Annotated in this window: 18 protein-coding genes; 15 read left to right on the forward strand and 3 right to left on the reverse strand. The window is 59.7% G+C overall.

Annotation, left to right across the window (positions count from 1 at the left end):
* The first annotated feature begins 18 nt into the window (after nucleotides 1–18).
* The 8 genes from L7A20_RS03650 (at nucleotide 19) to L7A20_RS03685 (ending at nucleotide 11,708) form a co-directional block, all read left to right on the forward strand.
* On the forward strand, nucleotides 19–2,022 hold the full coding sequence (locus L7A20_RS03650; protein ID WP_237222443.1) for a PTS fructose transporter subunit IIABC: 2,004 nt from the start codon (nucleotides 19–21) through the stop codon (nucleotides 2,020–2,022).
* Nucleotides 2,023–2,052: 30 nt separating this feature from the next.
* The gene (gene ptsP, locus L7A20_RS03655; protein ID WP_237195118.1) at nucleotides 2,053–3,750 is read left to right on the forward strand and encodes a phosphoenolpyruvate--protein phosphotransferase; all 1,698 of its coding nucleotides are present in this window, start codon (nucleotides 2,053–2,055) and stop codon (nucleotides 3,748–3,750) included.
* Between the two features lie 124 nt (nucleotides 3,751–3,874).
* A complete protein-coding gene (locus L7A20_RS03660; protein ID WP_135013272.1) occupies nucleotides 3,875–4,153 on the forward strand; it encodes an HPr family phosphocarrier protein in 279 nt (92 codons plus the stop codon).
* A gap of 593 nt (nucleotides 4,154–4,746) precedes the next feature.
* Nucleotides 4,747–6,108, forward strand: a complete 1,362-nt coding sequence (locus L7A20_RS03665; RefSeq protein ID WP_237222444.1) for an AAA family ATPase — start codon at nucleotides 4,747–4,749, stop codon at nucleotides 6,106–6,108.
* Nucleotide 6,109: 1 nt separating this feature from the next.
* Nucleotides 6,110–6,598: a hypothetical protein gene (locus tag L7A20_RS03670; RefSeq protein ID WP_237222445.1), complete on the forward strand. Its 489-nt coding sequence runs from the start codon at nucleotides 6,110–6,112 to the stop codon at nucleotides 6,596–6,598.
* A gap of 172 nt (nucleotides 6,599–6,770) precedes the next feature.
* Complete coding sequence (locus L7A20_RS03675) at nucleotides 6,771–7,871, forward strand: lipid II:glycine glycyltransferase FemX (protein ID WP_237222446.1); 1,101 nt, start codon at nucleotides 6,771–6,773, stop codon at nucleotides 7,869–7,871.
* 80 nt (nucleotides 7,872–7,951) lie between these two features.
* Nucleotides 7,952–10,078: a threonine/serine exporter family protein gene (locus tag L7A20_RS03680; RefSeq protein ID WP_237222447.1), complete on the forward strand. Its 2,127-nt coding sequence runs from the start codon at nucleotides 7,952–7,954 to the stop codon at nucleotides 10,076–10,078.
* Nucleotides 10,068–11,708 carry a threonine/serine ThrE exporter family protein gene (locus L7A20_RS03685; RefSeq protein WP_237222448.1) on the forward strand — a complete coding sequence of 547 codons (1,641 nt, stop codon included), beginning with the start codon at nucleotides 10,068–10,070 and terminating at the stop codon, nucleotides 11,706–11,708. The genes L7A20_RS03680 and L7A20_RS03685 overlap by 11 nt, the downstream gene beginning before the upstream one ends.
* A 34-nt stretch (nucleotides 11,709–11,742) precedes the next feature.
* Here the strand turns inward: L7A20_RS03685 and L7A20_RS03690 are convergent, their stop codons facing one another.
* Complete coding sequence (locus L7A20_RS03690; RefSeq protein ID WP_272879208.1) at nucleotides 11,743–12,423, reverse strand: uracil-DNA glycosylase; 681 nt, start codon at nucleotides 12,421–12,423, stop codon at nucleotides 11,743–11,745.
* 63 nt (nucleotides 12,424–12,486) lie between these two features.
* Here L7A20_RS03690 and L7A20_RS03695 point away from each other — a divergent pair, with 63 nt between their 5' ends.
* From L7A20_RS03695 to L7A20_RS03720, 6 genes are all read left to right on the forward strand, one after another.
* The gene (locus L7A20_RS03695) at nucleotides 12,487–12,729 is read left to right on the forward strand and encodes a DUF3263 domain-containing protein (RefSeq protein ID WP_237185136.1); all 243 of its coding nucleotides are present in this window, start codon (nucleotides 12,487–12,489) and stop codon (nucleotides 12,727–12,729) included.
* A 104-nt stretch (nucleotides 12,730–12,833) separates the two neighbouring features.
* Entirely contained in the window at nucleotides 12,834–13,568 is a 735-nt protein-coding gene (locus tag L7A20_RS03700; RefSeq protein ID WP_237222449.1) for a LytR C-terminal domain-containing protein, read from the forward strand.
* Between the two features lie 332 nt (nucleotides 13,569–13,900).
* Entirely contained in the window at nucleotides 13,901–15,526 is a 1,626-nt protein-coding gene (gene groL / locus L7A20_RS03705; protein ID WP_135013265.1) for a chaperonin GroEL, read from the forward strand.
* A gap of 241 nt (nucleotides 15,527–15,767) precedes the next feature.
* Entirely contained in the window at nucleotides 15,768–15,920 is a 153-nt protein-coding gene (locus L7A20_RS03710; RefSeq protein WP_237205995.1) for a hypothetical protein, read from the forward strand.
* A 117-nt stretch (nucleotides 15,921–16,037) separates the two neighbouring features.
* Complete coding sequence (gene rlmC / locus L7A20_RS03715; protein WP_237222450.1) at nucleotides 16,038–17,174, forward strand: 23S rRNA (uracil(747)-C(5))-methyltransferase RlmC; 1,137 nt, start codon at nucleotides 16,038–16,040, stop codon at nucleotides 17,172–17,174.
* A 91-nt stretch (nucleotides 17,175–17,265) separates the two neighbouring features.
* The gene (locus L7A20_RS03720) at nucleotides 17,266–18,360 is read left to right on the forward strand and encodes an isochorismate synthase (protein ID WP_237222451.1); all 1,095 of its coding nucleotides are present in this window, start codon (nucleotides 17,266–17,268) and stop codon (nucleotides 18,358–18,360) included.
* Here L7A20_RS03720 and L7A20_RS03725 read toward each other — a convergent pair.
* Entirely contained in the window at nucleotides 18,357–19,166 is an 810-nt protein-coding gene (locus L7A20_RS03725) for a 4'-phosphopantetheinyl transferase family protein (RefSeq protein ID WP_237222452.1), read from the reverse strand. The genes L7A20_RS03720 and L7A20_RS03725 overlap by 4 nt on opposite strands.
* An 80-nt stretch (nucleotides 19,167–19,246) precedes the next feature.
* On the opposite strand from L7A20_RS03725, the gene L7A20_RS03730 reads away from it, so the two are divergent.
* The gene (locus L7A20_RS03730) at nucleotides 19,247–20,155 is read left to right on the forward strand and encodes a ribonuclease HI family protein (protein ID WP_237222453.1); all 909 of its coding nucleotides are present in this window, start codon (nucleotides 19,247–19,249) and stop codon (nucleotides 20,153–20,155) included.
* Here the strand turns inward: L7A20_RS03730 and L7A20_RS03735 are convergent.
* Nucleotides 20,152–20,442 carry a WXG100 family type VII secretion target gene (locus L7A20_RS03735; RefSeq protein ID WP_237195082.1) on the reverse strand — a complete coding sequence of 97 codons (291 nt, stop codon included), beginning with the start codon at nucleotides 20,440–20,442 and terminating at the stop codon, nucleotides 20,152–20,154. The two genes, L7A20_RS03730 and L7A20_RS03735, sit on opposite strands and share 4 nt — an antisense overlap.
* Between the last annotated feature and the right edge of the window lie 52 nt (nucleotides 20,443–20,494).

A 20,494-nucleotide genomic window follows, 5' to 3' on the forward strand; every position in this document is an offset into this window, starting at 1 on the left:
CAATCCGAGGAGGAGCACATGTCTGCTCTCATCACTGCGGATCTCATCAGCCTCGATGAGAACCTCGGCGAATCCCGCTTCGATGTCATCGAACATCTAGCCGGTGCCGTCGTAGGTACTGGCCGCGCCACCGACTTTGAGACCCTCTACGCCGCTGCGCGCGCCCGCGAGGAAAAGACCGACACCGGCATCCCCGGTGGTATCGCTATTCCCCACTGCCGCAGTGAAGCAGTCACCGAGCCCACCCTGGCTATGGCCCGCCCCAACCCCGCCGTTGACTTCGGCGCTAAGGACGGCCCCGCCGACCTCATCTTCTTCATCGCAGCTCCCGCAGACGGCGATGAAGCCCACCTGAAGATCCTCTCTCAGATGGCTCGCTCCCTCATGAAGAAGTCCTTCACCGCAGCCTTGCGCGAAGCCAAGACCGCCGACGAGGTCGTCGTTCTTGTTGAAGAGGCCCTGGGCCTGCGCGAAAAGGCAGCTGAGGCACCCGCTGCGGACGCCGCGTCCGGCTCTGTTGCAGCCGCTGGTGCTGCCGATGCAGCACCTGCCCGCCGCAAGAAGATTGTGGCTGTGACCAACTGCCCCACCGGTATCGCCCACACCTACATGGCAGCCGACGGCCTCAAGTACGCCGCCGAAGAGCTGGGCTACGACTTCAAGGTTGAGCCCCAGGGTTCGTCCGGTGGCGACAAGCTCACCCAGGCCGAGATTGACGAAGCTGACGCCGTCGTCTTCGCCGTTGCCCTGCCCGTCCGCGGCCGCGAACGCTTCGCCGGTAAGCCCTACGTCGAAGCCCCCGTCAAGCGCGGCATCGACGAGCCCAAGGCCATGATCGAAGAAGCCCTTGCCGAAGCTGAGAAGCCCAACGGCAAGCGCGTCGCCGCAGGTGCAGCCGACTCCTCAGAAACCGCTGAAGAAGGCGGCTCCTGGGGCACCCGCATCTACAAGGCCCTAATGACCGGCGTCTCCTACATGATTCCCTTCGTGGCAGCGGGCGGTATCATCCTGGCTATTGGCTTCATGCTCGAAGCCATCACCATGCCCAACCTGGGTGAGGTAGATCCCGCAGCTATCCTCGAAGGTGCCTCCCTCACCAACCTGAACGGCACCCCCCTCTCCCTCTACCTGGGCGCTGCCCTGCACACTATCGGTGCCTTTGGCCTGGGAGCTATGGTTCCGATTCTGGCAGCCTACATCGCCTACGGCCTGGCCCAGCGCCCCGGCATCGCCCCCGGCTTCATCGCCGGTTCTGTCGCCGTTATGGTGGGCGGCGGCTTCCTTGGCGGTATCGTCGCCGGTCTACTCGCAGGTCTGTGCGCCTACTGGCTCTCCCTGCTCAAGCTGCCCCGTTGGCTCGCTTCCATGATGCCCGTGGTCATCACCCCGCTGGTTGCCACCCTCTTTGCCGGTGGCCTCATGTTCTTCCTGCTCGGCGGCCCCCTGGCTTGGGTTACCACCTCCCTTGAGAACTGGCTGAACTCCATGACCGGTGCCTCAGCCATTCTGCTGGGCATCATCCTGGGCGCCATGATGGGCTTCGACCTCGGCGGCCCCGTCAACAAGGCAGCCTACCTCTTCGCCACCGCCGGTCTTTCCGCCGGTACCCTGGCTTCCCAGCAGGTCATGGCGGCCGTCATCATCTCCGGTATGGTACCCCCGCTGGCTATGGCCCTGGCCACCGCCGTCCGCCCCAAGCTCTTTAGCGCTCCCGAACGCGAAAACGGCAAGGCAGCCTGGCTGCTGGGTGCCTCCTTCATTTCCGAAGGTGCCATCCCCTTCGCTACCGCCGACCCCCTGCGCGTGATTCCGTCCTCCGTTGTTGGTGCAGCCGTTGCCGGTGCTATCTCCATGGGCGCAGGCGTCGCCTCACCCGCACCCCACGGTGGTGTCTGGATCATCGCCCTGGTTGAGAACCCCCTCATGTTCCTTGTGGCCGCTATCGCAGGTACCGTAGTGGGTGCACTCATGTATATTGTTCTCAAGTCACTTGCAGGCCGTAAGGTCGAGGCAACTGCCTAAATCACTTCAACCTCTTAGAAGGAAAACACTATGACTATCTACAAGGGTGTCGGCGTCTACGCCGGCCGCGTTATCGGCAAAGTCCTTCAGATGCCCGAGCCCATCAAGGCTCCCTCATCATCCCTGAAGCTCTCCGCCGACGAAACCCCCGAGCAGGCCGCCGAGCGTATCAAGGCAGCTGCCGAGACCGTCAAGAACGGCCTGTTGGAACGCGCCGAGCACGCCAGCCGTGACGGCAAGGCCGTGCTCAAGTCCACCTCCCAGATGGCAACCGACCGCGCCCTGCTCAAGAGCGCTATCAAGATTGTCGAGAAGCAGGGCAAGGCCCCCGAGCTGGCAGTCTGGGAAGCCGCATCAGCCTTCGCTGACCAGATGGCAGCCCTGGGTGGCTACATGGCCGAGCGTGTCACCGACATTCACGACGTCCGCGCCCGCATCGTCGCCGAACTGACCGGCCAGCAGGCCCCCGGCATCCCCGTCTCTGCTGAGCCCTTCATCCTGGCAGCTATCGACCTGGCACCGGCAGACACCGCCACCCTTGACCCCAAGCAGGTCGTCGCCCTTATCACCTCCGACGGCGGCCCCCAGGCCCACACCGCGATTCTTGCTCGCGGCCTCGGCCTGCCCGCCATCGTTGCCGCCAAGGGCGTCACCGACATCGAAAACGGCACCGAAGTCTACATTGACTCCAACGAAGGCACCGTCAACACCGAGGTCACCGATGAGCACCGCGACCTGGCCGAAAAGTACGCCAACCGCAAGGAACTGCCCGACTTCGACGGTACCGGCGTCATGGCAGACGGCACTCTCGTGCCCCTCTACGCCAACGTCGGCGACGGCAAGAGCGCAGAAAAGGCAGCAGGCCTCAAGGCTGAAGGCGTTGGCCTGCTCCGCACCGAATTCGGCTTCCTGGGCCACGATGCTGAACCCTCAGTAGAAACCCAGACCGCCAGCTACAAGGCTGTCTTCGACGCCTTCCCCGGCCAGCACATCGTCGTCCGCACCCTCGACGCAGGCGCCGACAAGCCCCTACCCTTCCTCAACGTCAAGGAAGAAGAGAACCCCGCCCTCGGCGTCCGCGGCTACCGCACCGACTGGACCGTGCCCGGCGTCCTCGAACGCCAGCTCGAAGCTATCAAGGCAGCAGCCGACGGCTCCGACGCCGACATCTGGGTCATGGCCCCCATGATCTCAACCACCTCAGAAGCCCGCCGCTTCAAGGAAATGGTTGATGAAGTAGGTCTGGCAACCCGCGGCGTCATGGTCGAAACCCCCGCAGCAGCCGTCAACGCTGAAGCGATCCTCGGTGAAGTCGACTTCGTCTCCATCGGCACCAACGACCTCACCCAGTACACCATGGCAGCAGACCGCCTGCTCGGTGACCTGGCCCACCTCAACAACCCCTGGCAGCCCGCCGTGCTCAAGATGATCAAGCTGACCGTCGAAGGCGCCAAGCGAGCATCCGCCAAGGCCGGCGTCAAGAAGTACGTCTCCGTCTGTGGTGAAGCAGCAGCCGACCCCGCACTAGCCGTCGTTCTCGTCGGCCTGGGCGTTGACACCCTCTCCATGAACGCTGGCGCTATGGCAGCCGTCTCCGCCGTGCTCAAGTCGGTCACCCCCGAAAAGGCACAGCAGATCGCCAACGACGCCCTCGACCAGATCTCCTCAGCAGAAGCTAAGGAAGCAGCGCGCAAGCACCTGCCGATCCTGGACGAGCTCGGCCTCTAACCTCCACCGTCCACTACTGAATAAATCACACCAAAATAAGCGGTTAACACGCGCGAAACATACGCACCTGATTTAGACTCAGTAGTGGACAACAAATCCGCACCCCCTTTATAAGGAGAACACCATGGCAGAACGTATTGCCACCATCGCAAGCCGTGTTGGCCTGCACGCCCGCCCCGCAGCGATCTTCGCTGAAGCAGCAGGCGACCTCCCCGTTGAAGTCACCATCGCAGCTGAAGGCGAGCCCGCAGACGAGGCAATGGACGCAGCATCCATCCTGTCCCTGATGTCACTCGGCGCTAAGCACGGCGACAAGGTCGTTCTGCGCGCAGAGGGCGAAGGCGCTGAAGAAGCACTCGACACCCTGGTCAAGATCCTCGAGACCGACCACGACGCCGAATAAATTACTCGTTGAGTCGAGCGTCGTCGTGGTCAGGTGAGGAGTTCGCTCCGCTCACCGCACCACATTCGTCAGCTCTTGCGTCACCGCTCGCGGTAACCCGCTGACTCATCACGACGCCGAGTAGGACAGTTTTATATTGGAAAAGCCTGCCACTGTAAAAGTGGCAGGCTTTTTCTTTTAATTGGGTGATTCTCAGGGTTATAGGACAAAAAGTGTGTCCACACCGGGAGGTTTTGAGGTGACTCTGGGCTCCGACGTCCTCGTAGGCTCGGCCGATTCGCGTCGGGGTTATTTATTCTCTCTCAGCAGCCCTTGTGCTGTTTGTGTTCTTGAGTGAGCGTGCGTTATATCGCTGACTGTCCGTTTGTATGGTGCACGTTTGGCGATTTGGTGCACGTTCGCAGGGTTCGGGCCTGCGGGGCTGGCTACGGCTGGTTTTTGCGTTGCGTTTGGTACGTGGGTTGCTTATCAGGTATTTGGGGTTTTGGATTACTTGATTTTGGTCAGCTTATGGGGTTGGTTGTCTTGTGCTTGCAGGGGACACACTTTTCTGCCTATAACCCGATTCCCATGCAAGCTAGTAAGCTAACCCTATGGGAACGACCGCAGAACTTAAAGAACTTCATCTGACCTCATTTAAGGGATTTGAAGAGCAGACTCTGCCTTTAGCAGATACAACTCTTCTGATTGGGCGTAACAGCACTGGAAAGTCTAATGCTTTGGACGCTTTAGATGCCCTGAGCCGTTTGGCTGGCGGCGAGTTTATCAACGATGCGCTTGACGGGCGCAGACGGGAAGGCGGGGCTATCCGTGGTGGTAGCGTCGGCCTAGTCCCCCACGGAGAAGAATCTTTTACCCTGGGCTGTCTAGTTGAGATGGATGGAGATGACCACCGATATATACTGAAAATTGGTGTAAGCCATGAAGGCGAGTGCAGGATTCTTAGTGAAGAATTAATCGGTCCCGCACTTCCATCCAGTGGAAGGGAATGGGAAGCAAATAGGCAGCTGTTCAAGGCCCACTCTTGTCAAAAAGAGAGAACAGGTAGCCTTGAAGCTTACTACCATAACGGAAAACAAGGCAACAACCCTAAAACACTTTTTGCGGACAACCGCCTAGTTCTGACACAGTTCATTGACCGTTTCCAATACAGCGACGAACTGGGTGTTCGTTCGGCAGTTGAGGGTGCCGCAGCTGTGCGCCAGGCCCTTCTCTCTGTCTTCCACCTCGACCCGGTACCCTATCTTATGCGAGACTACGTCCGAGAGCACCCTCGTTATATGGAACGTACCGGTGAAAACATCTCTGCTGTCTTGCTAGCTTTAAGTAAGCAAGACCCTGCTACTTTTAACCATATTCAGAAGTTGGTAGGTGAAATCGTGGACGACGGTATCACCGGAATCAATTTCGTGAAGACCGAGCTGAACGAGGTAATGCTAGCTCTTCAGGAAAAAGAGTTTCAAACCCCTGCCCGGGAGATGAGCGATGGATTGCTACGCTTCTTAGCCATAGCCGCTACTTTATTACCTGCTAGTGAAAGTCTTGATATCAAAGCCGGAACTGTCCAGAAGGTGTGGGGTGAAAATAACGTAGTACAGGGTGCGGCGCTAACTGTAATTGAAGAACTGGAAAATGGAGTTCATCCTTCCCAAGCATCCCGCTTGCTTCACCTGGTTGAAGAAAGCGGCAAAAGGCCAAATTTCAAGGTTTTGGCAACTACACATAGCCCGGCTCTTTTAGACGCGGCAGAAGGCCGGCTCAATGAGAGCATTGTAGTCTGTTACCGAGACCCGGACACTGGAAAATCCCTCCTTAAACCCTTGGTAGATTTCCCTGATTTTGAGCAGGTTCTTGCAAGCAAAACCTTAGGAAAGGCTGTAGTTGCAGATGAGTTTCGAGATGCCGAGACCTCACAACCTGACTACAGCGCTCTTAACGACTTACTAGGGATTTAGCATGAAACAAACCGTATTTATTGATACGTCTATCCTCTGTAACTTGCTGATGATTCCGGGCAAAGACCAAGATAGGCAAGAAGTAGCGGAAGGTTTCAAGGTCCTGCAAGAGAAGGCAGATTGTCACTTTATTCTTCCGGTAACAGCCGTTATCGAAACGGGAAATCACATAGCCCAATTGCCGGACGGAAGACAGCGCCGAACACTTGCAGAGAAGTTTCAAGGGTGGCTGGAACTTTCTGCCCTATCGGAGCCTCCCTATATCCTGCATAATTTTGAATGGAATGCAGATTTCATTAACAGGTTTCTGAAGGGGACAGGGAACGGAATCTCCTACATTGACCATGCCCAAAGTGGGGTAGGTGCCGGTGATATTTGGATTTTGACAGAAATTGAAAGTTACCGGGCACGAGTCGGGAAGCAGGCAAATATTAGGTTATGGACTCTAGATACTGGGCTAGGGGCTCATTGTATTGGCCCTGATTTTTAGCCCCTGCATGCCTGGGTTTCTACGACATAGAATTCTTTGTTGACATAGACCCCCGTAAAAGACAGCTCATCTCACGCTGCCAAAGGATGCATACTCTGCCCCGCAGTCGATAGACTGGGAAGCTGAAACCTTTCCCGCGCCCACTCGCGCACCGAAAAGAAAAAGAGGGACCTTGCGACAGTTCACAGCCCGCTTCGCTACCGACGCCGAAATCGCCTCCTGGGATGAGCACGTCATCGCCAGCCCCGGTAGCGGCAATCTGCTGCAGTCAGCGTCCTTCGCCTCCGTCAAGGCCAAGCACGGCTGGAAGCCCCTCTACCTGGTCTACGAAGGCACCACCGTCCTCAACGGTGAAGAGGCTCCCTTTGCCAGTTACAACCTGGTCCTCGAAAAGTCAGTACCTGCCCTCGGCAAAATCTGGTACATGATCAAGGGCCCCGGCGTGAACTCCGTTGAAGAGATTCCCGCGATTCTCGATGCCAACAAGGACTTCATCAAGCGCGAGAAGCTGGGCGTCTTCGCGGTCAAGATTGAACCCGACATCATCGCGGACGACTCCATCAACGCCTTTATGGCCAAGACCGGCCTGGTCAAGAGCTGGAATATCCAGCCCAATGACTCCACCGCGATTCTCGATACCGACAAGAGCGAAGAAGACGTCCTCAAATCTCTCTCATCTCGCGGACGCAACGCCGTACGCCGCTCCCTGCGCGAGGGCTGCGAGGTTGAGCGCGTGCCGCTGACCGAAGAGAACATGAAGAAGATGTACGCTCTCATGGACACCGTGGGTCAGGGCAACGCCAATGTGCACCTGCGCTCCTACGACTACTATCGCGATTTCTGGACCACCTTTGAAAAGGCTGGCCAGGGCCGCCTCTACTTCACCTACGAGGACGGCGAGCCCTCCGTGGGCGCCTACGTGATCCGCTACGGCGAGAAGGGCACCTACAAGGACGGCGGCTCTAAGCCCCGCCGCAAGCAGTACGGCGACTCCCACCAGGTGCAGTGGACCGCCCTGACCGACCTGATGAAGGAATTCGACATCAAGAGCTACGACTTCTGTGGCACCCCGCCCAAGAGCGAGCTCAAGAACAAGGACCACCACCACTACGGCCTGGGTCTCTTCAAGACCTCCTTCACCAAGGACGTCATCGACTACGTTGGCGTCTGGGACCAGGTGCTCTCACCTGTCAAGTACAAGGCCTGGAATCAGGCCGTTGAGAAGGTCATGCGCCAGCTCTGGGTCCGTAAGACCGGCCAGCCTTTCTACTAAACCGACCCCGGTTCAATCTGGGTACAGCGGACGCTGTGCCTGAACAACTTTCACCGTAAGAGGCGGAAGGAGTAATCCCTTTGACCCCCAGCAAGACTCCCTTGCAGCAAAAGGCTTACCCTTCCGCCTCTGCGTTTGATATGGCCCCTAGCGAGGAGGGCACCGGGGCCGGGGCCTTTGGGCAGACGGCTCTGCTGCCGCGGGCGGTACCGGGCGATAGCCCGGCGGCTGGGCAGGGGGGTACCGGGCAGCCTGCACAGGGAGCGGACGCCGGTGGACAGGACGCCCCCGCCCCCTCGTCCGCACAGGCCTGGGGGCCCCTGCCGGTTGTGTCGCTTGATGAGGTGCGCGACCCCCAGCTGCGTAACCGCCTAGCCCACCTGGGGCAGGGGGAGAGCGCCTTTGATACTCCTGCTGAAACCGTAGACCCTACTGCTACCGGGGTAGCTGAATCGCGGGCGTCCGCTTTTGATTTAGCAGCCCCCACTAGCTACAAGGTGCCCTCAGCCTTCGGCCCGGCTACCGACCTGAGCCTGCAGACGGCTGAACCTGACGAAGAGACCAGCCCGGTCACAGCGGGCACTCCCACCGTGGATGAGGCTACCGGCCTGCAACAGGCCTCCTACCCCTCAGCGGCTGGGCCCCACACCGTTGCCCTGCCCGCATCGCCCCGTCGTCCTGCTGCTAAACGCCCCTCGCGGGTGCGCTCCTCCCTAAAATCTTTTGTGAGCACCGACCAGTCACTGACCAAGCCCATGCGGGGTATTGCTCGCCTGGCCCAGCGTCCCTTCAACATCGCTGCTGCCCACCGGGCCGAATATGTGCGCGAGAAGGAGGAAGCCCGCGAGGTTCTCAACTTCTCCCTGCGTCTGGCTGAGACTATGTTCCACTACGGGGCAGACACGGTCGATGTGGATTCGGCGATTGTGGCCGTGTGCGCAGCTTACGGGCTGGACGATGTAGAAATCGACATCACCAACCAGTCGGTAATCATTAACTATGTCTCGGATATCGACGAGGTTGATGACCGCACCCGGGCTATTAACCTGAGCGAGTCGGGCGAAACCACTCCCGGTAAGGAACGTTTTAGCCACACTGTCATGCGCGTGGTGCGCTCCTGGTCAGAGAACTACGCGGCTCTGGACGATATCTACAAGCTCATCAACGACATCACCGCCGACGGGCTTCCCCGCCACCGGGCTGAGCGCCGCCTACATAAGATCAATACGGCCAAGAAGCCCTACTCTCCCATGGTCATTATGCTGGCCAATATCGTGGCGGCTTTCTCGCTCGTTTTGGCCCTGGGCGGGTCCCTGGCAGCGGGCGCCGTGGGCGGTATCGTCTTCCTGGCTATTCACTTCGTGAACAGTCTGATTTCTAAGCTTAAGATGCCCGGCTTCTTCAATATGGCTGCCGGTGCTGGTGTGGTCACCTTCGCCGCTATTTATATATCGGACGAGGCATCTATCTTCTCCCAGGTGGGCTTTCACGTTTCTGCTCCCCACATTGTGGCGGCGGGGCTAATTATGCTCTTACCAACTGCCCGGCTGGTCTCAACCGTGCAGGACGCCCTCAACGGCTTCCCGCTTACAGCCGCGGGTAAGTTTGTCTCAACGGGCATGTCTTTCCTGGGTATCGTGGTGGGGCTAGCCTCAGCAGTTGCTGTACTCTCGGTGCTGGGCGTGAGCGAACTCGATATCACCGAAACGCGGTTTGTGGGAGCAAGTTTAGGGGTCAGCTATACCTTCTTCATGCTGGCCTCCCTGGCTTTTGCCGTGACCACTCACGCCCGCTGGCGTACCCTGCTGTGGATCCTGCTGATAGCCACCTGCGGGTTCTGGGTCTACCAGGGCTACACGCTTCTGTTCGGTGCCGGTGCGGGCCGAGCCAATACAGCCTTTGCAGCTCTTGTTATCGGCCTGATGAGCACCTTTTTGGCCTACCGCCTGCACGCCCCGGCCTCTATTTTCTATGTTCCTGCCCTGACCTTCCTCCTCCCCGGTCTTTCAGTATTCCGCGGCCTTTACCTTTTCACGGTCGAGGCTAATTCCGATGCTGGTGTGCCAGGTATGGTGGCAGCTATCGCCATTATTCTGTCCATGGCTTCGGGCGTGGTGCTGGGGAGCTACCTCATGCAGTACATTATTCAGCGTTACCTCAGCCCGGCCCTTGACGGTAGCGAGCAGAAAGAAAAGCGTGACCGCTAGCGGCAGCTCCCAGGGTGCCCGCTGCTCCCGCACCCCTTCTCAGGGCCAGTCTGCTGGCCAGGCCGCCAACCCGACGACCGGCCAGTTGCCGGTGCCCGCAGAGCTTCCCCAGGCGTCCTACCCCGCTACCCTGCCTCAACCTCCGGTGCGTCCCCGCCGCCGGGGCGCTGGTAGTCTGCGGTCTTTTGCCCAGCCCCAGCAAGCCCTGACCGTCCCTATTCGCGGCCTTGCCCGTGTGGCCCAGCGCCAGGTGGCGCAGGTGGCCTTAGCCCGCTACCGGCAGCGGATTCGGCAGAAGGAAGAAACCCACGAGATTCTGGCTTTCGCCCTACGTCTGGCCGAGACCATGTTCCATTACGGGGCTGACGCTGCGGACGTAGATACCGCCGTCGTGACCGTATGCGCTATGTACGGTATTCACGATGTAGAGGTTGATATCACCTACCAGTCCATCGTGATTAACTACGTCTCTGAATTTGACGAGGCGGCAGGGCGGGGCCAACTGCCTGAAGCTGGTGGGTTGGGGGCTGAGAAGCTGGGGGTGACCCTGGTGAGGGTGGTTCGCTCAACTTCGGAGAATTACCGGGCCCTGCACCAGCTCTACCGCCTGGTGCACGATATTGCCCAGGGCAGGGTGACGAGAGGGCGAGCCGAGCGCCGTCTGGCTCAAGTGAATGCGCAGAAGAAGCCTTATTCACCGGCTGTTTTGTTGGTCTGGAACCTGTTGATGGCCGGTGCTTTCACCCTGGGCGTGGGTGGGTCTTGGCGGGCAGCGGTTACCTCGTTGGTCGTCTTTACCGTGGTCAACTTTGTGCTGGTTTGGGCCGGGCGTTTGAACCTGCCCAGCTACTTTATGATGGCCACAGGAGCCGCAACAATTACGGTACTTGCCTTGCTGGTCTCCGATTCCGCAGGCTGGTTTTATACCCGGGGTTTCTATGTGTCTGCCCCGCACATCGTGGCGGCAGGTCTGATGATGCTTTTGCCCACCTTCCGTCTAGTGTCAGCGGTTCAGGACGCCCTGCACGGCTTCCCTCTCACAGCGGCCGGTAAGTTCGTGATTACAGGAGCTAACTTCACCGGAATCATCGCGGGGATTGCGGTGGCCCTGACGGTGATGAACTATTTCGATGCCACGAGCCTAGATGTGCAAGGGTCGGTTTTTAGCCCGCCACCCCTGTGGGTTTCTATAGCCGGTATGGCTGTGGGCAGCGCTATGTCGGCAGCTGCCTGGCAAGGCTCTGCCCAGACCATCTGTTTGACCCTGCTGGTGTCCTTGGTGGGGCAGGCTGCCTACTACGGGGTAGGGGCGATAATGGGCGAAGCGGGAGGACGCTTGCAGATACTGGCCGGGGCAACCCTGGTGGGGCTTAGTGCGGCTCTCTTGGGCTATCTCTTGCATAGTCCGGCTTCTATTTACTATGTTCCGGGCATGATGTTTATGCTGCCGGGTCTCACTATTTTCCGCTCCTCCTACCTGGTTTTGGGAGGGGAGGACGTCTTTGCCGGGGGCCAGGGCCTCACCGCCGCCGGGGTGACGGTTCTGCTGATGGCCACGGGGATTGTGTGCGGCACTTACCTGTGGGATGACATGACAGGGCGTTTACGGTCGAGGAGCTCGCGGAACTGAGTGTGACATAGCTATATGCCCCTATGGCTATGTTTTAGTGGGGGAGTGCCCAGTCCACGGGCTGCGCCCCCTGCTGCACCAGGAGCTCATTAACCCGGCTAAAGGGGCGCGAGCCGAAGAAGCCCCGCGAGGCCGACAGCGGTGACGGATGGGGTGACTCAACACAGGGGTAGCCGCCGAGCAGGGGCCTGCATTTGCGGGCGTCCGCACCCCAGAGCAGCCCCACCAGGGGCGTGCCCCGCTGCGCCAGAGCCTCGATGGCGGCGGTCGTGACCTGCTCCCAGCCCAGATTGCGGTGCGACCCCGCCTGACCTGCCCCTACCGAAAGCACCCGGTTCATGAGCATAACCCCCTGGGCGCTCCACGCCGTAAGATCCCCGTGAGTCGGAGGTACCAGCCCGGTGTCGGCCTGGAGCTCCTTATAAATGTTCTGTAGCGACCGAGGAATCGGTCGCACCTCGGGGCGTACCGAAAAACTCAGACCCATCGCGTGGCCGGGAGTGGGGTAGGGGTCCTGCCCAATCACCAGCACCTTCACCTCGCTCATGGGGTAGGTGAAAGCGCGGAAAATATCGGCCCCCGGGGGTAGGGTTGCCCGCCCAGCCTCGTGCTCTGCCCGCAGAAAGTTACCCATAGCTCGAATCTGGGGTTCCACCGGGGCGAGGGCTTGAGCCCAGTCAGGGGACATAATCTCATGCAGGGGGCGGGCAGGCACGGTACTCCTTGGGCGTCGGTGCGGTATTCTCCCTACTAAGACTAGACCACCGAAAGTGAAGAGATGAGTAGCGAGACCACCGAACCCGAAGAGGGCCTCACCGAGAACGAAGCGGCAATTCTCAATCTTGAGAAAAAACGTTTCAAATACCAGGGCAGCAAAGAACAGGCTATTACCCGTACCCTGGGGCTTACCCCGGTGGCCTACTACCAGCAGCTCAACGCCCTCATCGATAATCCCAGAGCAATTGCCGCCGAACCTGCTCTCACCCGCCGCCTACGCCTCAAGCGCGATGCCCTAACCTAAGCCTCTTAGCCGGTAGGGAGCGTGAGCGTGAGCCCGCTTCGCCGGCACCTAGCGTGTACCCTAGTAACTAAAAGCCCGCCCCGCGCACGATAATGAGGACGTCTGTGAACAGCTACCCCCGCGATGAGTTCGACGATATCGACGAAAACACCTCCCGCCGAGGCGCCTATCGCGGTGCCCCTGTTGATAACGCCACCTCCCGCGCAGGTCTACTGGCAATTATTATCAGCGGCGTGCTGGCCCTCATCGTGGGTGGCACCATGTACGTGGTCTCTCCGCGTACCGCTGCCCCCGAGGCGTCCGGCTCAACCAGTGCCACCGCTACCGCATCGGTAAGCCCGAGCGCTGAAGCCACTCCCACCACTAACCCTTCTAGCGTGACCGTTGAGGTGTATAACTCCAGTGCACCTGCTGGCGCTGCTGCCCAGGCTACCGCAGCCCTCGAAGAGGCCGGCTACACCGTTACCTCTACCGCTAACTGGGCAGGAGCCTACACAGCGGAGTCTTTGGTCTACTTCGCCACCGGGGCCTCCTCAGAAGCTAACGAAATAGCTGACACCCTGGGCCTGCCCACCATCGCCCAGGACTACCAGGCTGAGACCGGCCTTGTCTACGTGGTTCTGGGAGCTGACTTCGACCCCACCAGCCTAGCCGGGGCGTCCTCATCAGCTACGGACTCTGCTACCAGCGGTACCGGGGCAGCCGATTCTCCCTCTACCTCATCCACACCTACCTCGGTAGAGCGCTATAGCTATGACCCGGCCACCGCTACCTTCTACCTGGACCCCACCGGTAACTACATCTACGACTCGGCAACCGGCACCTACCAGCTAGGCTAGGGCCGCTAGCTCACGCTCAGCGGACGTCCGCCCACCGCTGACCTGCCCGGCACCTCTTGTGCGCTGTGGGCGATTAAGGGTCGGCTGTGGGAGCAATAGGTTTGCGCCCCTAGGGCTCAAGTGCCAAGATTGGTATTAGCACTCAGAGGCTTCGACTGCTAAATCATGTGCTAGGTTTAGCCGCCGAACCGCTCTTGAGTAAGACACCTGAAGCGATGCTCTGGTGAGGCGCACCCACCTGCCCCATGGCAGTACAAGCCGGGCTGCGCCGTCCGTCGCGGGCACCGAAGAATCGCGCTCACCCCGAATGTTCCAGAAGGAGCGAAAGCCATATGGCAAAGCTGATTGCTTTTGATGAAGAGGCACGCCGCGGTCTTGAAAAGGGTCTAAACACCCTGGCAGACGCAGTGAAGGTAACCCTCGGCCCCCGCGGTCGCAACGTTGTACTGGAGAAGGCCTGGGGCGCACCCACCATCACCAACGACGGTGTTTCCATCGCCAAGGAAATCGAACTCGAAGACCCCTACGAAAAGATCGGCGCAGAGCTGGTCAAGGAAGTCGCCAAGAAGACCGACGACATCGCCGGCGACGGTACCACCACCGCAACCGTTCTGGCCCAGGCCCTCGTCCGTGAAGGCCTGCGCAACGTCGCCGCTGGCGCCGACCCCCTCTCCCTCAAGCGCGGCATCGAAAAGGCTGTAGAAGCCGTCACCGCCGAGCTGCTGGAGTCAGCCAAGGAAGTTGAAACCGAAGAAGAGATCGCCGCAACCGCATCTATCTCAGCGGGTGACCCCGAAATCGGTAAGCTGATTGCCCAGGCCATGGAAAAGGTCGGCAAGGAAGGCGTCATCACCGTCGAAGAGTCCAACACCTTCGGCCTGACCCTGGAACTGACCGAGGGTATGCGCTTCGACAAGGGCTTCCTCTCCGGCTACTTCGTCACCGACGCAGACCGCCAGGAAGCTGTTCTTGAAGACCCCTACATCCTGATCGTTAGCTCCAAGATTTCTAACGTTAAGGACCTCGTCCCCGTTCTCGAAAAGGTCATGCAGTCCGGCAAGCCCCTGCTGATCGTCGCTGAGGACGTCGAGGGTGAAGCCCTGGCCCTGCTGGTACTCAACAAGATGCGTGGTTCCATCAAGTCTGTAGCTGTTAAGGCTCCCGGCTTCGGCGACCGCCGAAAGGCCCAGCTGGCTGACATCGCTATTCTCACCGGCGGCCAGGTCATCACCGAAGAGGTCGGCCTCTCCCTCGACACCGCAACCATCGACCTGCTGGGCCAGGCCCGCAAGGTTGTTGTTACCAAGGACGAGACCACCATCATTGAGGGCGCCGGCGATGCCGACGCTATCGAGGGTCGCGTAGCCCAGATCCGTGGCGAAATCGCTAACTCCGACTCCGACTACGACCGCGAGAAGCTGCAGGAGCGCCTGGCCAAGCTGGCTGGCGGCGTTGCAGTTCTCAAGGCCGGTGCCGCCACCGAGGTCGAACTCAAGGAACGCAAGCACCGCATCGAGGACGCCGTCCGCAACGCTAAGGCAGCCGTTGAAGAGGGCATCGTCCCCGGCGGCGGCGTAGCCCTGATTCAGGCCGGCGTTAAGGCCTTCGAGAAGCTGGAACTTTCCGGCGACGAAGCAACCGGCGCCAACATCGTCCGCGTCGCTATCGATGCTCCCCTCAAGCAGATCGCCTTCAACGCAGGCCTGGAGCCCGGCGTCGTTGTCGACAAGGTCCGTAACCTGCCCGCAGGTACCGGCCTGAACGCTGCAACCGGTGAGTACGAAGACCTCATGGCAGCAGGCATCAACGACCCCGTGAAGGTAACCCGCTCTGCCCTGCAGAACGCTGCCTCCATCGCCGGTCTCTTCCTGACCACCGAGGCCGTCGTTGCCGACAAGCCCGAACCCGCAGCAGCAGCTGCTGCCCCCGACATGGGTGGCATGGGCGGCATGATGTAATCACGCCCGCCTGAGAGCACCGGTTCACGTCCGGTTTCTCATGTGCTGTAAGCTCCGCCGTTTCTTGCCCCTGGCAAGGAGCGGCGGAGCTTTTTTATACCCCTCTGAAAATATGACTAAAAATTTTAGATAATAGTATTGCACTTCACATCTATCTATGGGTATGCTTTAAATCACTAAAGAGGTCTTCTCTTACTTTTACTCATCAGTATCAAAGGCGAAACTGAAAGGTGTGAGGCATATGGTTACCATTGTCGATCTTGTTCTCTACGCAATCATCGTGGGGCTCCTGGCAATGTTGCTTGTTGCCTACGCATCCGACGGTTGGACCAAGCTCGAGAAGAAGAGCGCTGAGGCTCTCCATCGCGATCTTGCATTTGGTGCAGGTGGCTAAGAGTTAATAGTGATTGTGTTTTCCTGGAACCGGCGTCTCGGCAACGAGGCGCCGGTTTCTCTTTGCCCGAAGCCCCGCCTATACGCCAGGTGGCAAGGGCTGTAAAATAGTGAAGCTATGCGTTGCCACTACTTCGATGCCTGCCTCTGCCGCTCATGCTCCCTACTTGAAACCCCCTACGCCGACCAGCTAGCGGGTAAGCAGCATGACGCCCAGACCCTGCTCGAACCCTGGGGTAACCTCAACTGGCTCCCACCCGTAGCAAGTGCAGACCAAGCCTTCCGCAACAAGGCCAAGCTGGTCGTAGGTGGAACCTCCCAGCAGCCCACCCTCGGTATTCTCGACAGGCAGGGGCAAGGCATTGACCTCACCGACTGCCAGCTTTACCTGCCCGCAATTAGCCGAGCCATACCCGTCCTTGCTGACCTAATCCAGCGGGCTGACCTTACCCCCTACAACGTTCAGAAACGCAAAGGGGAACTGAAAAACATTCTGGTGACCGCTTCCGATAGCGGCGAACTGATGGTCCGCTTCGTTCTGCGTTCCAAAAAACTCATCGTAGCGCTCAAACGAGAACTGCCCCGGCTTCACGAACAGCTACCCCAGCTTGCGGTAGTGAGCGTCAACCTGCTGCGCGAACACGTTGCCCTGGTTGAGGGGAGCGAAGAAATTATTCTGACCGAGCGCACTACCCTGCCCATGCAGGTCAACGATATGACCCTGCACCTGCGCCCCCAGAGCTTCTTCCAGACCAACACCCCCATCGCAGCTGCCCTATACCGTCAGGCCCAGGCCTGGGTTAGCGAAGCAGCACCGGCCAGCCTCTGGGACCTCTACTGTGGGGTAGGAGGCTTCGCCCTGCACGCTGCAGCGGTCATGCCGACGGGGGCTACCGTGACCGGTATTGAAATTAGTAGCGAAGCTATTGCCTCTGCCCAGCGCACCGTCACTGAACGGGGACTTGCGGGTCTACACTTCATTGCCCAGGATGCCCCCGATTACGCCACCAGTAGCGGCCAGGTGCCCGAGATGCTGATTGTGAACCCGCCCCGCCGAGGGCTGGGGGCGCAGCTTTCTCACTGGATTGAGAGTAGCGGCATTGACCAGGTCATCTACTCGAGTTGCAACCTGCGCTCTCTCGTTAAAGACCTCAAAAGCATGCCGTCGATGGAGCCCGTGCAGGGGCAAGTAATGGACATGTTCCCGCACAGTAGCCACTACGAGACGATTATGCTGCTTAATCGCAGTCGCTAGTGCGCCACCATTTTTAGGCTCTCGTCAGGCCTGTGTACTAGGGTGAAAGAAGCCCAACTCCGCTCCCCGAATAAGTGTGAAAGAAAGTAAAATGCCTCAGCTCTCTGCCCTGCCTTCGCCTTTTATGCTGGCTGAAGGCACTACCGTAGTACGGGCCGAAGGTGCCCTGACTCCGGTGGACGAGGCAGACGCCCTGATCCTGGCCCAGCGCCGGGGCTCAGCGGTAGTGGGACTGATACCTTTTGACCCGGACGCTCCGGCCCAGCTTGCCGTCCCTGACCGCTGGGTGCGAGAAGACATTCCCTTGCCCGCTGATGGCACAATGGAACAGCCTGCTCCAAGCCGAGTAGATGGGGAAGATAACGAGGGCTACCGGTCCTCTGTGGCTCGAGCTGTTGAACTCATGAACCGGGGGAAGCTCGATAAGGTCGTCTTGGCCCGCCTGCTACGGGTGCGGTACGAGCAAGAACTGAACCTGCCCCGTCTCTTTGACACCCTGCGTGCCCAGCAGCAGCGGGCTACCGTTTTTAGTGCCCAGCTCCCCAACGGAAACTACCTTATGGGCGCCTCGCCCGAGCTTGTGTTTCAGACTGAGGGAAGCTCGTTTCGAACTGTCCCCCTGGCTGGCTCCGCTGCCCGAACTGCTGCCCCGGGGAGCACCGACGATGCCCAAATCGGTGAGGCTCTCATGCGGTCCGCTAAGGACAGAGCCGAACACGCAACGGTGGTCAATGACATCAGCCAGCGGCTAGAGGCCCTTACCGTGCAGATGGATGTGCCCGCCGTACCTTCACTTATTTCTACACCCCAGCTCTGGCACCTCAGTACGCCGGTCACCGGCCAATTGCTGCCCGGTGTCTCGTCGCTGCAGGCAGCCCGAGCCATCCACCCTACCCCGGCTATTTGCGGCACACCTACAGAGGTGGCTCGGGGGCTGATTGAAGAGCTAGAGCCTTTCGACCGGGGCTTCTTCGGCGGTCTGGTGGGGTACATGGACGCCCACGGGCAGGGGAGCTGGTACCTGGTTTTGCGCTGTGCTGAGGTTGCTCCACTACAGGCTACTCTTTTCGCGGGCGCCGGAATTGTGAAAGATTCCACCCCGGCTAACGAGCACGCTGAGACCGCAACCAAGCTGGGGACCTTCGCCCGGGCCCTGGGGCTTAATCTGGGCTCCCTAGAGCTCTAGCGCATTTCTTGCTCTAGAGCCCGGCGCACCATGAGCGGCGCTGTAACCCTGTGGCTGGTGAGGGTATGGGGCTGGTCGCTGGCAATAGCTAGTAGGTAGGTGCCTTCGTGAACCTGCCAGGTCACCCAGTAGGTGCGAGACTCGGCCTCACCGGGTAGCTGTACTGAAGCTCTAGCCGTAAGCCCGTGGGCTTCTTCCAGCGTGGCGGGTAGGGGCGGCAACGCCAGCATAACGGTGCTGGGCGCTAATGCCAGGCCGTAGCCGGTAGCCTTGAGTACCGCTTCTTTAGCGCTCCAGAGCAGGTGCCTGGCTAGGGCTGCTTCCGCGGCAGGTAAGGACGCCACCACCCGCTTTTCGTAGTCGGCGAGGGCGATGCGGTCGAAGCTATCGTAATAGCTACCGCGCACAGTAATGAGATCGAGCCCTATACTGAGCCCGGTCGGTCCGGTTACCCCGGCCGCCAGCCCTAGGGCCCTTGCCATGCTGAGGTTGACCCCCTCAATACGTGGCTTGCCGTGGGGTTGCCCGCTTCCACATAAAAGGCAGGTGCGGTCTACCGCTATATCTGCGGCCGCCGTCGCCTTAACCCCGAGCAGAGTCGCCGCCATACACCGCATGAGGGTGTGCTGGGCAGCAAAGGCAAGCGCTTCGTCCGGGTTCTTGAATTCAGCGGCCTTCACCTGCTCCTCAATACCGACATAAGCCAGCCAACTCACCCCGTGACCCGTGCGGAGGGTCTCTGCGGGCATGCTAAAAAGGGTGAGCTGGGCGCTCGCTGACCCGGCGGAAGCTGAAGGGTGAACCATGATGACCATTCTAGCGGTGACGCCCCAGGTGAGGCGGAGCGTAGAATAAAAGGCGCCTGCAACCTGAAAGTTCGAGGACTATGACCGAAAAAATCATCGCTGCCGCCGATGGCTCTGCCCTGGGTAACCCCGGGCCCGCTGGCTGGGCCTGGTATATCGATAGGGACAACTGGGCTGCCGGTGGCTGGGAGCACGGTACCAATAATATGGGTGAGCTCAAAGCGGTGCTTGACCTCTTTGAATCAACCGCAGACCGGGCAGATGAGCACCTGCACGTTATCTGCGATAGCCAGTACACCATCAACTCCATCACTAAATGGATGCCCGGGTGGAAGAAAAAGGGCTGGAAGAAAAGCGACGGTAAGCCTGTGCTCAACGTCGATTTGATGCAGGCCCTCGACCGGGCTATTCAGGGGCGGAGCTATTCCTTTGAGTGGGTGAAAGGGCATACCGGCCACCCTCTGAACGAGGCCGCTGATGAACGGGCTAACCGGGCAGCCCAAGCCTACCGCGACGGCACTCCGGTAGAGACCGGGCCAGGCTTGGGATCTAAGCGTGGTCTTAGCTCTGCGAACAGTGCAAGCCTTGAGCAGAACGGTGCGAGTGTAGAACAAAGTCTGGCGCCACAGGCTTCCGAGAGCGATTTAGACCCCGTAGCCGAGGCCCTGGCTCACGAAGAGCAGATGCTCAAGCCCTCTATCTACGGGTCAGAAAAGCTTGTGGGGGCTCTGATGCACCCTGAGCTTACCTGGGTCGTCCCGACCGGCCAGGTAACAGATCGGGCAACCGTCCTGGCCTACCGGGAGCGGGCCTGCGCGGCAACAGGAACACCTGAGATTCTTTCCTCGGTTGCCCTGGGGCAGAATGCTGCCCTACTGGTATCGAAGGTACCTACGGCACGAGGAACCCTGCTACGTTCAAGCACCTGGGTGCTCACCGGCGGCAGCTGGAAGCTCCGCTACCGCCAGGACACCGCGACGAGAGACTAACCCACAAACATGGCAGCGTTCGCCATTTCGGTTTCTGAATAGTTCACGCCTGCTCGTGAGAGCGCTTCGTTAATCTGCGCAATCGACTCTTCCACCTGGTGCTGGGTAGCCCGCCAGTGGGCGAGCACGCCCTGGAAATTAGCGGACGCCGAGCCCGTCCACGACCCCTGAAGGTCCTGGAGCGAGGCGGTGAGGGCATTGACCTCTGAAACGATGGTCTCTACCTGGGCGCGGGCCTGGGCTGATTTGCTGGCAATGAGGTCTGCATCGACATTGAACTGGGCCATGGGGCTCTCCTTTGAATAGGGGGTATGAGGGGTACCAGGTGCCGATAGGGTG

It is taken from the genome of Rothia nasimurium (genome assembly GCF_928381415.1).
GTDB lineage: Bacteria > Actinomycetota > Actinomycetes > Actinomycetales > Micrococcaceae > Rothia > Rothia nasimurium_H.

What these genes read in the sequence shown, in the direction of transcription:
- L7A20_RS03650 (WP_237222443.1), top strand. Translation starts at nt 19, where the DNA reads ATGTCTGCTCTCATCACTGCGGATCTCATCAGCCTCGATGAGAACCTC.
- ptsP (WP_237195118.1), top strand. Translation starts at nt 2,053, where the DNA reads ATGACTATCTACAAGGGTGTCGGCGTCTACGCCGGCCGCGTTATCGGC.
- L7A20_RS03660 (WP_135013272.1), top strand. Translation starts at nt 3,875, where the DNA reads ATGGCAGAACGTATTGCCACCATCGCAAGCCGTGTTGGCCTGCACGCC.
- L7A20_RS03665 (WP_237222444.1), top strand. Translation starts at nt 4,747, where the DNA reads ATGGGAACGACCGCAGAACTTAAAGAACTTCATCTGACCTCATTTAAG.
- L7A20_RS03670 (WP_237222445.1), top strand. Translation starts at nt 6,110, where the DNA reads ATGAAACAAACCGTATTTATTGATACGTCTATCCTCTGTAACTTGCTG.
- L7A20_RS03695 (WP_237185136.1), top strand. Translation starts at nt 12,487, where the DNA reads ATGAGTAGCGAGACCACCGAACCCGAAGAGGGCCTCACCGAGAACGAA.
- groL (WP_135013265.1), top strand. Translation starts at nt 13,901, where the DNA reads ATGGCAAAGCTGATTGCTTTTGATGAAGAGGCACGCCGCGGTCTTGAA.
- L7A20_RS03710 (WP_237205995.1), top strand. Translation starts at nt 15,768, where the DNA reads ATGGTTACCATTGTCGATCTTGTTCTCTACGCAATCATCGTGGGGCTC.
- rlmC (WP_237222450.1), top strand. Translation starts at nt 16,038, where the DNA reads ATGCGTTGCCACTACTTCGATGCCTGCCTCTGCCGCTCATGCTCCCTA.
- L7A20_RS03720 (WP_237222451.1), top strand. Translation starts at nt 17,266, where the DNA reads ATGCCTCAGCTCTCTGCCCTGCCTTCGCCTTTTATGCTGGCTGAAGGC.
- L7A20_RS03725 (WP_237222452.1), bottom strand. Translation starts at nt 19,166, where the DNA reads ATGGTTCACCCTTCAGCTTCCGCCGGGTCAGCGAGCGCCCAGCTCACC.
- L7A20_RS03730 (WP_237222453.1), top strand. Translation starts at nt 19,247, where the DNA reads ATGACCGAAAAAATCATCGCTGCCGCCGATGGCTCTGCCCTGGGTAAC.
- L7A20_RS03735 (WP_237195082.1), bottom strand. Translation starts at nt 20,442, where the DNA reads ATGGCCCAGTTCAATGTCGATGCAGACCTCATTGCCAGCAAATCAGCC.